Origin of the sequence: Streptomyces sp. 1331.2, assembly GCF_900199205.1 — a bacterium.
Classification (GTDB): Bacteria; Actinomycetota; Actinomycetes; order Streptomycetales; family Streptomycetaceae; genus Kitasatospora.
Genome location: NZ_OBMJ01000001.1, coordinates 2,779,199 through 2,793,706 on the forward strand (window position 1 = coordinate 2,779,199; position 14,508 = coordinate 2,793,706).

General features: G+C 73.2%; 13 protein-coding genes. 6 read left to right on the forward strand and 7 right to left on the reverse strand.

From position 1 onward, the window contains the following. Positions 1-182: 182 nt before the first annotated feature. Both CRP52_RS11660 and CRP52_RS11665 read left to right on the forward strand, forming a co-directional pair. The gene (locus CRP52_RS11660) at positions 183-1,712 is read left to right on the forward strand and encodes a zinc-dependent metalloprotease (RefSeq protein ID WP_097240021.1); all 1,530 of its coding nucleotides are present in this window, start codon (positions 183-185) and stop codon (positions 1,710-1,712) included. After that, a complete protein-coding gene (locus tag CRP52_RS11665; protein ID WP_097236330.1) occupies positions 1,709-2,296 on the forward strand; it encodes an NUDIX hydrolase in 588 nt (195 codons plus the stop codon). Before CRP52_RS11660 ends, CRP52_RS11665 begins: the two co-directional genes overlap by 4 nt. Before the next feature lie 74 nt (positions 2,297-2,370). Here CRP52_RS11665 and CRP52_RS11670 read toward each other — a convergent pair whose 3' ends face one another. Next, positions 2,371-3,030 carry a M48 metallopeptidase family protein gene (locus CRP52_RS11670; RefSeq protein WP_097236331.1) on the reverse strand — a complete coding sequence of 220 codons (660 nt, stop codon included), beginning with the start codon at positions 3,028-3,030 and terminating at the stop codon, positions 2,371-2,373. 324 nt (positions 3,031-3,354) lie between these two features. On the opposite strand from CRP52_RS11670, the gene CRP52_RS11675 reads away from it, so the two are divergent. Continuing rightward, complete coding sequence (locus tag CRP52_RS11675; RefSeq protein ID WP_179852763.1) at positions 3,355-4,443, forward strand: ThiF family adenylyltransferase; 1,089 nt, start codon at positions 3,355-3,357, stop codon at positions 4,441-4,443. Positions 4,444-4,974: 531 nt separating this feature from the next. Here CRP52_RS11675 and CRP52_RS11680 read toward each other — a convergent pair. Next, positions 4,975-6,528, reverse strand: coding sequence for an MFS transporter (locus tag CRP52_RS11680; protein WP_097236333.1), 1,554 nt, complete (start codon positions 6,526-6,528; stop codon positions 4,975-4,977). Positions 6,529-6,683: 155 nt separating this feature from the next. Here CRP52_RS11680 and CRP52_RS11685 point away from each other — a divergent pair, with 155 nt between their 5' ends. Next, positions 6,684-7,403 carry a TetR/AcrR family transcriptional regulator gene (locus CRP52_RS11685; RefSeq protein ID WP_097236334.1) on the forward strand — a complete coding sequence of 240 codons (720 nt, stop codon included), beginning with the start codon at positions 6,684-6,686 and terminating at the stop codon, positions 7,401-7,403. 223 nt (positions 7,404-7,626) lie between these two features. Continuing rightward, the gene (locus CRP52_RS11690; protein ID WP_097236335.1) at positions 7,627-9,009 is read left to right on the forward strand and encodes an ABC1 kinase family protein; all 1,383 of its coding nucleotides are present in this window, start codon (positions 7,627-7,629) and stop codon (positions 9,007-9,009) included. 105 nt (positions 9,010-9,114) lie between these two features. Here the strand turns inward: CRP52_RS11690 and CRP52_RS11695 are convergent, their stop codons facing one another. From CRP52_RS11695 to CRP52_RS11710, 4 genes are all read right to left on the reverse strand, one after another. After that, positions 9,115-9,513, reverse strand: a complete 399-nt coding sequence (locus tag CRP52_RS11695; RefSeq protein WP_097236336.1) for a hypothetical protein — start codon at positions 9,511-9,513, stop codon at positions 9,115-9,117. Then, on the reverse strand, positions 9,510-9,878 hold the full coding sequence (locus CRP52_RS11700) for a WhiB family transcriptional regulator (RefSeq protein WP_373560481.1): 369 nt from the start codon (positions 9,876-9,878) through the stop codon (positions 9,510-9,512). Before CRP52_RS11700 ends, CRP52_RS11695 begins: the two co-directional genes overlap by 4 nt. A gap of 167 nt (positions 9,879-10,045) precedes the next feature. Beyond that, entirely contained in the window at positions 10,046-10,504 is a 459-nt protein-coding gene (locus CRP52_RS11705) for a hypothetical protein (RefSeq protein ID WP_097236337.1), read from the reverse strand. A gap of 288 nt (positions 10,505-10,792) precedes the next feature. Continuing rightward, entirely contained in the window at positions 10,793-13,060 is a 2,268-nt protein-coding gene (locus CRP52_RS11710; protein ID WP_097236338.1) for an ATP-dependent DNA helicase UvrD2, read from the reverse strand. A 164-nt stretch (positions 13,061-13,224) separates the two neighbouring features. On the opposite strand from CRP52_RS11710, the gene CRP52_RS11715 reads away from it, so the two are divergent. Continuing rightward, on the forward strand, positions 13,225-13,482 hold the full coding sequence (locus CRP52_RS11715) for a mycoredoxin (RefSeq protein WP_097236339.1): 258 nt from the start codon (positions 13,225-13,227) through the stop codon (positions 13,480-13,482). A 64-nt stretch (positions 13,483-13,546) separates the two neighbouring features. Here CRP52_RS11715 and CRP52_RS11720 read toward each other — a convergent pair whose 3' ends face one another. Continuing rightward, positions 13,547-14,386, reverse strand: coding sequence for a GntR family transcriptional regulator (locus CRP52_RS11720; RefSeq protein ID WP_097236340.1), 840 nt, complete (start codon positions 14,384-14,386; stop codon positions 13,547-13,549). Between the last annotated feature and the right edge of the window lie 122 nt (positions 14,387-14,508).

Consider the following 14,508-nt stretch of genomic DNA (forward strand, 5'->3'; position numbering starts at 1 on the left):
TTAGCTTATGTGCGTACGGACGTGTGTCACGTACGACCATCCTGCCCGAGGCGAAGGCCCGGCGGTGCACCCGGCGCGGGCCTGCCGCGCGGGAGCCGCCCCCGAGTACCCCACTCCGCCGCCGCCCCGGGCGCAGACTTTTCCGCCACACCCGTATGACGGCCGACCGGATCGAGGACCCCGTGAGCGACCTTCCCTTCGGATTCGGCGTTCCGCCCGAGGAGCCCGAGGACGGCAAGGCCAAGCCCGACGACGCCCAGAAGAAGAAGGACCAGGAGCAGTCCGGCTCCGGAAACGACCCGCAGCCCTTCGGCTTCGGCGCCGGCAACCCCTTCGGCGCGATCTTCGGCATGCCGGGCGCCCCCGGTGGCCCCGGCGGCGCCGCCGGCGACAACCCCTTCGCCGCGATGTTCGGCGGCATGAACCCCGGTGACCTCGGCGCCGCGTTCCAGCAGCTCGGACAGATGCTCTCGTTCGAGGGCGGCCCGGTGAACTGGGACCTCGCCACCAACATCGCCCGCCAGACCGTGGTCGCCGAGCCCGCCGAGGGCAAGAGCAAGGACCGCTCGGTCAGCGCCGCGGAGCGCTCCGCCGTCGCCGAGGCCGTCCGCCTGGCCGACCTCTGGCTCGACGGCGCCACCGAGTTCCCCTCCGGCGCCGGCACCGCCGTCGCCTGGAGCCGCGCCGAGTGGATCGAGGCCACCCTCCCGGTCTGGAAGGACCTGGTCGACCCGGTCGCCGAGCGCGTCGGCAACGCCATGGGCGGCGTCCTGCCCGAGGAGATGCAGGCCATGGCCGGCCCGCTGATGGGCATGATGCGCTCCATGGGCGGCGCCATGTTCGGCACCCAGATCGGCCAGGCGCTCGGCGCGCTCGCCGGCGAGGTGGTCGGCTCCGCCGACGTCGGCCTGCCGCTCGCCCCGGCCGGCAAGGCCGCGCTGCTGCCGCAGAACGTCGCCGAGTTCGGCGAGGGCCTGAGCGTGCCCGCCGACGAGGTCCGCCTCTACCTCGCCCTGCGCGAGGCCGCCCACCAGCGCCTCTTCGCCCACGTGCCGTGGCTGCGCGCCCACCTGCTGGGCGCCGTCGAGGCCTACGCCCGCGGCATCAAGGTCGACACCTCCCGCATGGAGGAGCTCGTCGGCCAGCTCGACCCGACCAACCCCGAAGCGCTCCAGGAGGCCCTGGCCGGCGGCCTGCTCCAGCCCGAGGACACCCCGGAGCAGAAGGCCGCGCTCGCCCGCCTGGAGACGGCGCTCGCCCTGGTCGAGGGCTGGGTCGACGCCGTCGTGCACGCCGCCGCCGAACCGCACCTGCCGCAGGCCGGCGCGCTGCGCGAGACCGTCCGCCGCCGCCGCGCGGCCGGCGGGCCCGCCGAGCAGACCTTCGCCACCCTGGTCGGCCTGGAACTGCGCCCGCGCCGCCTGCGCGACGCCTCCCGGCTGTGGGCGCTGCTCGCCGACGCCCGCGGCGTCGAGGGCCGCGACGCCCTCTGGGAGCACCCGGACATGCTGCCCACCGCCGCCGACCTGGACGACCCGGACGCCTTCGTGCACCGCGGCTCCGGGGACGAGCTGGAGGGCGGCCTCGACTTCGACGCCATCGACAAGCTGCTCGGCGAGGCCGCGGCCGGCAAGCCCGACCTCACCAAGGGCACCGAGCAGCCGAAGGCCGACGACACCGACACCGACGGGAAGGGCGAGCCCACCGCATGACGGACACCGGGACGTCCGCGTCCACCCTGCACGCGGACGCCGTCCGCACCCTGTCCGCCTGGCAGCCCGCCGACGAGGACCAGGAACGGCTGCGGCTCGACTACCTGGAGCACCTGGCCGCGCAACCGCAGGGCCTGTACCGGTCCTGCCTGCCCGCGCACATCACCGCGAGCGCGGCCGTCGTCGACCCGGCGGCCGGGCGGGTGCTGCTCACCCTGCACCCCAAGGTCGGCATGTGGTTGCAGATGGGCGGGCACTGCGAGCCCGGCGACCGCGACCTCGCCGCGGCCGCGCTGCGCGAGGCCGTCGAGGAGTCCGGCATCCCCGACCTCGTCCTGCTGGAGTCGGACGGTGCCCCCGTACCGGTCAAGCTGGACCGCCACCTGGTCCGCTGCGCCGGCAAGGACCGGCCGGAGAACACCCACCTGGACGTCCAGTACATCGCGCTGGCCCCGGCCGGCGCCCAGGCGCTGATCAGCGAGGAGTCGCTGGACCTGCGCTGGTTCGACTACGACCGGCTGCCGGAGCTCACCGACCACTCGGTGCGCGACCTGGTGACCCGGGCCCGCCGGCTGACCGGCTGAGGTGAAGCAACCAGGAGGGGGCGCGGGCCGATACGGCCCGCGCCCCCTCCTTTCGTACCGACTCGTCCCGGCCCTCAGCCGCAGGAGGCCGCCGGATCCGGCCCCGGGTCCGCGTGCCGGGCACCGGGGATGTGCGGCAGGCGGCCGGCGGAGACCACGCCCTCCAGGTAGCCGCGGGCCCGCTCCGTCCGCGGGTACGCCTCCAACAGCGCCCAGAACGCCGGGCCGTGGTCCGGCACCAGCAGGTGCGCCAGCTCGTGCAGCAGCACGTAGTCCAGCACGTACTCCGGCATGCCCTGGAGCCGGTGCGAGAGGCGGATCGTGCCCTCGCTCGGGGTGCAGGAACCCCAGCGCGAGTTTTGGTTGGTGACCCAGCGGACCTGACTGGGGTGAGCGCGGTCGTCCAGGTAGGCCGCCGACAGCTCGCGGGCCCGCGCCATCAGGGCCTCGTCCCCGGGGATCCGCCGGGACTCCTGGACGGCGAGCTTCTCCAGCATCTGCGCGACCCAGCGCTGCTCCTCGGCGTGCGACATCCGGGCCGGGATCAGCACGACGGTGCGGTCGCCCTCGCGGTAGGCGGAGACGGTGCGACTGCGACGGGCGCTGCGCCGCACCTCGACCCGGCTGCGGTCGTGCGGCTCCGGGGAGACGACCCCGGCGGGCGGGTGCTGCGACGGCGCCGGCCTCGGCTGCTGGTTCTGGTCCGGGCGCCCGCGCGTGCTCGGCGTCGCCATCTGTGACCCGGATGCTGCACGGGCACGCCGACGCGACGCCGGTGGATGGGAGTCCCGCTCGGCTGCCATGGCACACGACGTTACCCGGTACCACGGACAGAAGTCCGCTGCCGTGGCCGGAATCTTTCATGGAGTGATCGCGAACGAAAAGTCGACGGAGGGTGTCCGGAAACCGACGCCGGAGGGGATGGGCAGTTACCCACAGGGCCTACGAACAGATGATGCGATCATGCGCACGGGCCTGTGGATAACTTTCAGCACGAGGTCGGCCCGATGGGGCAAGCTGCGGTCAGCCGTCCGGAAACGATCGGAAGGGAGACCGCCGTGCGCCTCGTCCTGAAGCCCGCCCTGTCCCGCAGCTGGCGGGACAAAGAAACCCTGCAGTTCGGGACCGTCACCCGGTACGCGGGGGTGCTCGACCACGCCGACAAGGCCCTGTGCGACTTCCTCGGGCTCGTCGACGGGACACGTGACCGCCCGGCGCTCCTGGAGGCCGGCGAACGCGTCGGCCTCGGCCGCGAACCGGCCGACACCCTGCTGACGGAACTGGAGGAGATCGGGCTGCTGGACGACGCGGAGGCGACCGACAGGGCGCTGGCCCGCTTCCCCCAGCAGCACCGGGAACTGCTCGGGCCCGACCTCGCCTCACTGTCCCTCGTCCACTCCGCCCCGTGCGCCGCACCCGCCATCCTGGCCCGCCGGGCCGACGCACGGATCGAGGTCCGCGGCGCGGGCCGGGTCGGCGCGGCCGTGGCCGCGGTGCTCGCCGCGGGCGGAGCGGGCACGGTCACGGTCGCCGACGGCGGGCGGGTACGCCCCGGCGACTGCTCCCCGGCGGGGCTGTCACCGGGGGACGTCGGGCGGCTGCGCTCGACGGCCGCGCGGGAGGCGGTACAACGGGCCTCGGCCCGGCCGCTGCTGCCCGGTCCCCGGCGAAAGCCCGACGGGCCACCGCCCGACTTCGTGGTCCTCGCACCGCGGGACGGCAGCGCGGCCTTCGCCGGCGGGACGTACGAGGCCCGGTTACTGCTTCGGGCCGGCGTGCCGCACCTGTACGTGGGCGTGGTCGAGGAGTTCGGCGTCATCGGGCCGCTGGTGATCCCCGGGATGTCGGCGTGCGGGCACTGCCTGGTGCTGCGACGGGAGGACGAGGACGCGGCCTGGCCGCGGGTGCTGGCCCAGCTGGCGCACGGAGGCAGCGGGCAGGCGCGCACCCCGGCCTGCGACACGGCCCTGGCGACGGCGATCGCGGGGCTGGCCGCGCTGCAGGTGCAGGTGTACCTGGACGGCGGCCGGCCGCCGAGCGTGGACGGGTGGTGCGAGGTGTCGGCACGCGACGGGATGCCCCGGCGACTGCGACTGCGCGGGCACCCGGACTGCGGATGCCTGTGGCAGCCGCTGCCGCCGGGCTGAGGAGGAGTGTGGAGAGACCGAAGACCGAGGCGTGAACGGAAGCGGGCGGGCGGCTGTGAGGCTCGGCAGCCGCCCGGCCGGGCACCGAAGCGACACGGGCGAGCACCCGGCCATGTGAGCCCATGGCCAGGAGCCCCCGTGGCGAGGCGAGCCCGAAGCGAGGCGAGCCCGAAGCGAGGCGAGCCCGAAGCCCGCGCCCTGCCCCGGGCAGGGCGCGGGCCGGCCGAAGCAGGCAGCCCCTGGCTCCGGGCTGCGAGGCGCGGTGCGGGAGGCGGGCGGCGAGGCGGGTGGGTGGGCGGCGAGGCGGTGGGTGGGCGGAGGGTGGGGGGTGGGGGGGAGGGGGCCCCAAGGAGAGGAACAGCGAATCCGATTACCCCGCGGCCCGGCCCTCCGCCGAAGCGGAGGGCCGGGCCGAAACCCCCACACCCCTCCCCGCCCAGATCCCAACAACCCGGAAATGCCACACAGGAAGTCGGCCCATCCGACTTCCTGTGCAGCGCTTCAGATCTCAGAGAGCCACCGCCACCGGCTTCAGGCCGCGAGCCCGGCCCCCTCGGCGGCCTCCGCAGCAGCCCCTTCAGCGGACTGCGGATCGGCAGCCGTCCCGGCCTTCCGGTCCCGCATCAGCAGCACGGCCAGCAGGGCCGCCGACAGGACACCGATCGCGCTGACCGTGAAGGTCGTCGACATCGCCGAGGTGAACGCCTCCCGAGCGGTCCGGACGAGCCCGGTGTCACCACCGGCGACCGCCAGCGCCCCGGCGATGGAACCCTTCGCCTGCTCCGGCATCCCGGCCGGCATCTCGCTCGCGAAGCCGCTCGACAGCAGCGAGCCCAGGATCGCGATGCCGAGCGCGGTGCCGGCCTGCTGGATGGTGTCGTTCAGCGCCGAGCCGACGCCCGCCTGCTCCGGCGGAATGGTGGCCATCAGCGCACCCACCGCGGCGGGCATGGCCAGGCCCGCGCCGAGGCCGAGCAGGCCGAGCGCAGTCGCCGGGACGGCGAAGCCGGTGTCGGCCGAGACGGTGGTCAGCAGGGCGAACGACGCGGCCATGACGAGCATCCCGGCGAGGATCAGCGGGCGGTTGCCGGCCTTCGCCGCGAGCTTGGCCCCGGCCCCGTTGCCGATCAGCGCGGCGAGGGCCAGCGGCAGGAACGCGAGGCCCGCCTTGACCGGCGAGTACCCGAGCACGAACTGGAGGTACTGGGTGAGCACCAGCAGCAGGCCGCCGTTGCCGATCTGCACCAGGGTCAGCGACAGCGAGCCCCCGCTGAAGTTGCGGTTGCGGAAGAGCACCAGCGGCACCATCGGCGCGGAGCTGAGGTTCTCCCACACCACGAAGCCGATCAGCGAGACCACCGCGATGATCAGGGTGACCAGCGAGCGGGTGCCGAAGGCGCCGTGCTGCGGGATCTCGATGATCCACCAGATCAGGGCGGTCATGCCGACCGCGGACAGCACCGCGCCGAGCGGGTCGGGCTTCTGCCACGGGCCCTTGGACTCCGGCATCAGCAGCAGGCCCGCCAGGATCGCCAGCGCGACGACCGGAACGTTGATGAAGAAGATCGAGTGCCACGAGAAGTGGTTGATCAGCACACCGCCGAGCACCGGGCTTCCGACCAGTCCCAGCATCGACACCGAGCCCCAGGCGGCCATCGCCTTGTTGCGCTCCTCCTCGTCGAAGACGGTGATGAGGATCGACAGGGTCGAGGGCATGATCAGCGCGCCGCCGACGCCCATCGCGATGCGCGCCGCGATCACCTCGCCGGGGTTGGTGCAGACGGTCGCCGCCAGGGAGGCCGCACCGAAGAGCAGCAAGCCGATGATCATGATCTTTCGGCGGCCGAACCGGTCACCGAGGCTGCCGGACGTGAGCAGCAGCCCGGCGAAGACCAGCACGTAGGAGTCGAGGATCCACTGGGTGTCCTGAGCACTGGCGCCGAGGTCGGCGGTCATCGAGGGCACCGCGACCGTCAGGGCCATGCTGTCGACGACCAGCACGAGCGAGCTCAGGCAGAGCACGAGCAGGATCCACCAGCGGTGCGGGTTGCGCCCTTCGGCGCCGGTCACGTGGTCGGCCGACATCAGCCATCCCTCCCCATCTGCGCACACCGTTCCCCGAGTGCGCACTGCGTTCCTTCGATGCGAACACTGTACGCACAGCGGAACGGTGTGCGCAACTCCCGACTGCTGTACGCTCAATGCGAACGGTGTACGCACTACAGGAGGAGGAGTCGCCCATGGCCGCCCGAACGAACCCGATCCCGTCCGTATGGGCCCGCCGGCCGAGCGAGCCGGAGCAGCCCGCCCTCAGCCGGGCGACGATCGTCCGCGAGGCGGTCGCCCTGCTGGACGCCGACGGCGTCGAGGCGCTGAGCATGCGCAAGCTCGCCGCCCGGCTGAACGCGGGCGCGACCTCCCTCTACCGCCACGTCGCGACGAAGGACGAGCTGATGGAGCTCGCGGTGGACGAGGTGTTCGGGGAGATCGCCCTTCCGCCCGCCGACAGCCCCGACTGGCGTGCCGCCGCCGTCGAGGCCGCCGAGGCGTTCCGGGCGACGGCCCTGCGCCACCCCTGGCTCTCCTCCGTGCTGGGCCAGGCCGGCCTCGCCTACCTCGGCCCCAATCTGATGTCCTTCTCGGAGCGGCTGTCCGCCCTCTTCGTCGCGGCCGACTTCCCCGATCCGGCCCGGGCGATCGACGCCCTGATCGCCTACGTCGTCGGGATGAGCACCACCGAGGCGGCCTGGCTCAGTGCCGTGGCCCGCTCCGGCGAGGACGAGGCCGAGTTCGTCGCCCGGCTGCTGCCGGCCGCCCAGGAGGCCACGGCCGGCTACCAGCACCTCACCAACGGGCACGCGGCCACCGCCCTGCTCGACCCGGCCGCCGAGCGCGACGCCAAGTTCGCCTACGGGCTGGCGGTCGTCCTGGACGGCCTCGCCCTGCGCATGTCCCGCTGACCACTGGCTGCCGCCCCCCGGTTACGACCCACCGGTTACGGCCCGCCGCCCCCGGCCCCCAGGCCCGGCCACCGACCGGACCAAGCCGCCCAACTCCCCGCAAAGGGAGGGCACTCCCCGCCCCACCTCGCAGAATTCCGGCGGGCCCGGGCCGGGGAGCGGGCACAATGGCGTAGTGATGGTCGGCCGTCCGGTGTCGGGGGGCCAGGGATTGGAGGCCCGGGTGAGCGATCTTCCGCGCAAGGCAGTGACCCGCACGGCACGGCTCGCCGCCCTGCCGCTGGGGATAGCCGGTCGCGCCACGCTCGGTCTGGGCAGGCGGATCGGCGGCCGGTCCGCCGAGGTGGTCACCGCCGAGCTGCAACAGGCCACCGCCGACCAGCTGTTCAAGGTGCTCGGCGAGCTCAAGGGCGGGGCGATGAAGTTCGGGCAGGTGCTGTCCGTCTTCGAGGCCGCACTGCCCGAGGAGGTCGCCGGCCCGTACCGGGCGGCGCTCACCAAGCTGCAGGACGCCGCGCCCCCGATGCCCGCGGCCAAGGTGCACACCGCCCTCGCCCAGCGGCTCGGGGACGGCTGGCGCGAGCTGTTCCTGGAGTTCGACGACCGGCCCGCTGCGGCGGCCTCGATCGGCCAGGTGCACAAGGCGGTCTGGCACGACGGCCGCGCGGTCGCGGTCAAGGTGCAGTACCCGGGTGCGGGCGACGCCCTGCTCGCGGACCTCTCGCAGCTGAGCCGGGTGGCCTGGCTGCTCGGGCCGCTGATCCCCGGGCTGGACATCAAGCCGCTGATCGCCGAGCTGCGCGAGCGCGTCTCGGAGGAGCTGGACTACGAGCTGGAGGCGCAGGCGCAGCGCCGGCACGCCGAGGAGTTCGCGGGGGATCCGGACATCGCGGTGCCGGGCGTGGTGGCGCAGGCCGACCAGGTGCTGGTCACCGAGTGGATGGACGGCACCCCGCTGGCCGAGGTGATCGCGCGCGGCTCCCAGGAGGAGCGTGACCGCGCCGGGCAGTTGCTGGCCCGGTTCCTGTTCGCCGGCCCGTCGCGGACGGGGCTGCTGCACGCGGATCCGCACCCGGGCAACTTCCGGCTGTTGAAGGACGACGGTCCGGCGGAGGGCTGGCGGCTCGGTGTGCTGGACTTCGGCACGGTGGACCGGCTTCCGGGCGGGCTGCCCGCGCCGATCGGGGCCTCGTTGCGGATGGCGCTGGACGGGGACGCGGCGGGCGTGCTGAAGATGCTGCGCGAGGAGGGCTTCGTGAAGCCCTCGATCCAGCTCGATCCGGATGCGGTGCTGGACTACCTGCTGCCGATCATCGAGCCGGCCGCGGTGGACGTCTTCCACTTCACGCGGGTGTGGATGCGCGCCCAGGCGGCCCGGATCGCCGACCCGCGCTCTCCGGCGTACAACCTGGGCAAGCAGCTCAACCTGCCGCCCGCGTACCTGCTGATCCACCGGGTGACGCTGAGCACCATCGGGGTGCTCTGCCAGTTGGGCGCGAAGGCGCCGTTCCGCGCCGAGATGCTGGAGTGGCTGCCCGAGTTCTCCGACGGGCACCGGGCCGCCCCCGCCAAGGCCGCGGCGAAGCGCCGGCCGCGCAAGGGCTGACCCCGACCACAGCCCAGAACAACCGCACCGCAGAACGGCCGCAGGCCGCTCCCCGACGAGGGGGAGCGGCCTGCGGCACGACGGAGGTCCTGCGGTGGACGGGCCTTACATCAGCGCCACGGCGATCGCCTTTCGGGCGCGCAGCGAGGCCCGCTCGGCCCGCTGCTTGAGCTTGCGGGCCCGGACGACCCGGCTGACGAGCCGTTGGTTCTCGGCCTCCTGGAGCCTGTCTTGCATATGGGCCCGGGCCAGGGATTCGTGGAGGAGTTGCATTTCGAGGATCCTGTTCTGGGTCTGACGTTCGGTGGCCTGCTCGGCGCGGGCGGTGGGATCGAAAGCGGCGGGGGTCATGTCGTGGTCCTGCTCGTGGTGCGTGCTCGGGAATGGGCGGTGGGCTGCGGCGTCGGCCTTGGCGGCGGCGATCCGCACGGATCGGCGGAGGGCGCTGTCCAGCGGGGGCTGCTCTCCCCTGCGGACGGACCCGACGTGGTCGGCGGGGTTCACGCCATGACCTCGGTCTTGCGCGGACGGCCACGCGGCCGCTTGCGGGCCACGACGACGCCCTGGACGAACAGCTCGCCGCCCCAGACGCCCCACGGCTCGCGCCGCTCCAGCGCGCCGGCGAGGCAGGCGTCCTTCACCGGGCAGGTGCCACAGAGGGACTTCGCGTACTCGACGTCGGCGGGCGTCTCGGCGAAGAAGACCTCGGGGTCGAAGGCGCGGCAGGGGATGGGGAGACCGAGCGCTTCGGCCTGCTCGATCGAGGTGATCTGCATGGAAAGAACCTCCGGGGGGTCGGCCTGGTCGGCCTTGGTGATCTGGCTTGTCGGCGGTACGGACGGGGTGGGCGGTGTGATGACCGTGGACACTGTGGCGTCTTCCTCGTCTTCTCAGTGGTTCCGGCCCAGGTGACTGGTGGTGCTGGGCCGGAGGCCCCGGAGGGCCTGGGTGGTCTTGCGTACCGGACAAAACAGAAGGGCCGCGGATCCCGGTGTGACGGGTTCCGCGGCCCTGGAGGTGCCGACCTGAGGCTTCCTCAGGTCCGTTCTCTCCAGGGTTCAGGGCCGCGGAAGGCCTGCATCCGGATGGCCTCGGCGCCGATGAAGGCGGCCTTGGCCTGGTTGATCAGCTGCTCGTTCTGCTTCTGGGTGTTTCCGGCACCGATGACCTGCGCATAGCCGCCATGAACAGCGGCGGCTACGGCTGCCTTCGGTGCCTGGGTCGGTCGCTCATCACGCGGGGAGCGCGACGTGCCGACCGGCGCCCAGTCACGGGACAGACCGGTCTCGACAGCGGTGCCTTCGATGCTCCTGCCGGCCGTGAGGCACAGCTCAGTGTGTCCAGGACCACTGACAACGGGGGCGACGGAGACACCGGTGGTGTCGAGACCCAGACCGGTTCCACCGAGCTCGGCGAGCGCCCGCAGACGGGCGGCACGCAGGGAGGCAGCGACAACGGTCTGGCCAGTCATTTTGGTGATCATGATGTTTCCCACTGTCTTCGCCTCCTCTCGGCGTCTCGCGGAGCCAGGTTCCCCCGGCGCCGAATGTTCGGATGTCTGTCTCGGTGAAGCAGGTGAATCGATGAAGCAGATGAAGCTGTCAGTCCAGGGGGGAATCGGCACAGGTGTGACCCCGTGCGACCGCGTCCCCTTGACCGCCCCGGCAGGCTATTGCGCTCCCGGTACGCCGCGCAAACTATTTTTCGCGGCGAGTTGCGCGGTGTGTCCCGCAGCCGGCTTCGAAGTCCCCCGAGCAGTCCCCTGGACCGCGCCCGCGCCGACTCACGCCGGATCGACCGGACCGTCGTCCTCGACGCCGTCCGGATCCTCCTCGGGCTCCTCCCCCGCACACAACGAGAGCACGGCGGCCCCGTACTTGTCCAGCTTCATCGCGCCCACCCCCGAGATGGAGGCCAGCTCCTGGCGGCTGGCGGGCACGTCCTCGGCGATCGCCATCAGCGTCGCGTCGGTGAACACGACGTAGGCCGGGGCGCCCTGCTTCTTGGCCTGCCGGGCCCGCCACTCGCGCAGCCGCTCGTAGAGTGCCTCGTCCATCGTGGAGGGGCAGCTCTCGCAGCGGCGCAGCTTGCGTTCGACGGCCTCGGTGAGCGCCTTGTCGCAGACCCGGCACTTGACCGGTCCGCGGACCCGGCGGGCGGCGGAGCGCTCGCCGGGCTCGACGCTCCCCCGACCGCCGCGCGCGCCGGTCCGTGCGCCGGGTGCGGAGGAGCCGGGGCGCAGCCCGTCGAGGAAGCGGCTGGGTTTGCGGCTCGCGCGGCCGCCGGGCGAGCGGGAGAGGGCCCAGGAGAGGGTCAGGTGCTTGCGGGCGCGGGTGACGCCGACGTAGAGGAGGCGGCGTTCCTCCTCGATCTGTTCGTCGGTCTTGGCGTAGATGATCGGCAGGGTGCCCTCGGTGAGGCCGACGAGGAAGACGGCGTCCCATTCGAGGCCCTTGGCGGCGTGCAGGGAGGCGAGGGTGACGCCTTCTACGGCGGGGGCGTGCTGGGCGGCGGCGCGGGCGTCGAGTTCGGCGACGTAGGCGGCGAGGTCGGTGCCCTGGCCGGCGGCGGTGCGGGTGCGCTCGAACTCCTCGGCGAGCCGGACGAGGGCGGCGAGGGATTCCCAGCGGTCGCGGACGGCGCCGGAGCCGGCGGGGGGTTCGGCGGTGAAGCCGCGGGTGGCGAGGACGGCGCGGACCTGGCCGGCGAGGTCGGGGGCGCCGTCGGTGAGGGGGTCGGAGGCGGCGCGGGCGGCGCCGCGCAGCAGGACTCCGGCGTCGCGGACCTCGGGTCGTTCGAAGAACCGTTCGGCGCCCTTGAGCTGGTAGGGGACGCCGAGGTCGGCGAGGGCCTGTTCGTAGACCTCGGACTGGCCGTTGGTGCGGAAGAGGACGGCGATCTCGCTGGCGCGGACGCCGGCGGCGAGCAGGTCCTTGATCCGGCGGCCGGTGGTCTCGGCCTCGGTCGGTTCGTCCTCGTACTCGGTGTAGACGGGGTCGGGGCCTGCTTCGCGCTGGGAGACGAGTTCGAGCCGGTGGCGGGCGGCCTCGCCGCGGGCCTGGGCGAGCAGTCCGTTGGCGAGGTGGACGACCTGGGGGGTGGAGCGGTAGTCGCGGACGAGTTTGACGACGGTGGCGCCGGGGTGGCGGCCGCGGAAGTTCAGCAGGTAGTCGGGGGTGGCGCCGGTGAAGGAGTAGATGGTCTGGCTGGCGTCGCCGACGACGCAGAGGCTGGCGCCGCCGTCGGGGCCGGTCCACTGGTCGAGCAGGCGCTGCTGGAGCGGGGAGACGTCCTGGTACTCGTCGACGGTGAAGTGCCGGTACTGGGAGCGGACCTGGTCGGCGATGTCGGGGCGGTCCTCCAGGATGGCGGCGGTGAGCAGCAGGACGTCCTCGAAGTCGATGTTGCCGCGGCGGGTCTTGGTCTCCTCGTAGACGCGGTAGACCTGGGCGGTCTCGGCCGGGTCGCGGGGGGCTTCGCGGCCGGACTTGGCGACGGCGGCGGGGTAGTCCTCGGGGGCGGTCTGGGTGACCTTGGCCCATTCGATCTCGGCGGTGAGGTCGCGCAGTTCGGTGCGCTGGACGCGCAGTCCGCAGCGGCCGGCGGCTTCGGCGACGAGCTGGACCTTGCGTTCGAGGAGCTGGGGGACGGGGCCGCCGACGGCGCGGGGCCAGAAGTACTGGAGCTGGCGCAGGGCGGCGGCGTGGAAGGTGCGGGCCTGGACGCCTTCGGCGCCGAGCTGGCGCAGGCGGCCGCGCATCTCGCCGGCGGCGCGGGCGGTGAAGGTGACGGCGAGGACCTGCTGGGGGTGGTAGACGCCGCTGCGCACGCCGTAGGCGATGCGGTGGGTGATGGCGCGGGTCTTGCCGGTGCCGGCGCCGGCGAGGACGCAGACGGGGCCGTGCAGGGCGGTGGCGACGGCGCGCTGTTCGGGGTCGAGCCCGGCGAGCACGGCGTCGGGCCCCGTGGCGGCGCCGGGGTCGGCCCAGGGGGAGCCGTGGGGGGCGTCGTGGGGGCTGCCGCTCAAGAGGTCTTCCTGCATGCGTTCCATCCTCTCAGCCCGGTGGGACAACGGGGGCGGGGTTGTCCACAGGCCCGGTGTGATCGCCGGATGATCGCTCCGCAGGACGGTCGACGGGCTGCCGGAATGCCCGCCGCCCGGCGGACGTTGCGTCCGGAGACCGTACGCATCCCTCTTCCGAAGGAGCCCCCTCGATGTCCGGCACCGTGACGATGTACAGCACGACCTGGTGTGGGTACTGCAACCGACTCAAGAGCCAGCTGGAGCGCGAAGGCATCGGCTACACCGAGATCAACATCGAGGAGGACCCGGCGTCGGCGTCCTTCGTCGAGTCGGTGAACAACGGCAACCAGACGGTGCCGACGGTGCTGGTGACGCCGGTGGGCGGCGGCGAGCAGGTCGTGATGACCAACCCGAGCCTGCTGCAGGTCAAGAAGGCCCTGGCGGCCTGATCCGGCCGGGCCGTCCGGGGCCGGCGCGGCCTGATCCGGCCGGGCCGTCCGGGACCGGCGCGGGTCACGTCGCGTCGGCCCGGGCGGGGTCGACGGGTGCGGCGGGCGCGGGAAGCGTGGTGCGCGCGCCGAGGTCGCCGACGCCGTAGACGAGCCGGCTGCGGTCGGCCGAGTAGCGGGTCTCGATGACCCGGACGGGCCCGCGCCGGTCGTAGGTGACGCGGGTCTGCACCATGAGCGGCACGCCGGGGCCGCCCTGGAACCACTGGGCCTCCTCGGGCCCGGGCATCCGGGCGACGAGGTGGTCGACGGCGCCGATCTCGGTGCGTCCGAGGGCGGCGAGCACGGCCTCGTCGCCGCCTTCGACGGGGTCGGGTTCCATCAGCGGGGTGCCGGCGGCGAGGCCGGCCCGGTAGTGGCTCTCCTCGATGGAGTACGGCTCGCGGTCGAGCAGCCGCAGCTGGCGGCGGACCACGATGGCCTCGCCGGGGCGCAGTCCGAGCCGTTCGGCGATGTCCACCCGGGCCCGGACGATCATCATCTCGAAGTCGGTGCCGAGTTCGCGCCCGGCTTCGGCGGCCTCGCCGAGGTAGACCTCGGAGGGCGCGGCGAGGCAGTCGCGCGGCGCGGGGGCCGAGGTCGGTCCGTAGGCGCGGTGGTCCAGGACGGGGTGTTCGCGCAGGTAGGTGCCCTTGCCCTGGAGGCGGACCAGGCGGCCCTCGTTGACCAGGACGTCGACGGCGAGGCGAACGGTGTTGCGGGCGACGCCGTACTGGCGTTCCAGTTCGCTCTCGACCGGCAGGGCGGCGTCGGCGGTGAACTCGCCCTCGGCGATCCGACGGCGCAGGTCGGCGGCGAGGCGCTGGTATTTGGGGGATTGGGCGGTGCCCCGGGGGATTGTCACCCGAGTGAATGTAGCGAGCGCGGTGACGCGGTTTCTGCCGTTTCCGGCAATGTCGTCCGCGCGGGTTGACGACGGGGGCCTGGAGATGCTTTCCGGTAGCAGAACTGGCCCGTCCGGATACG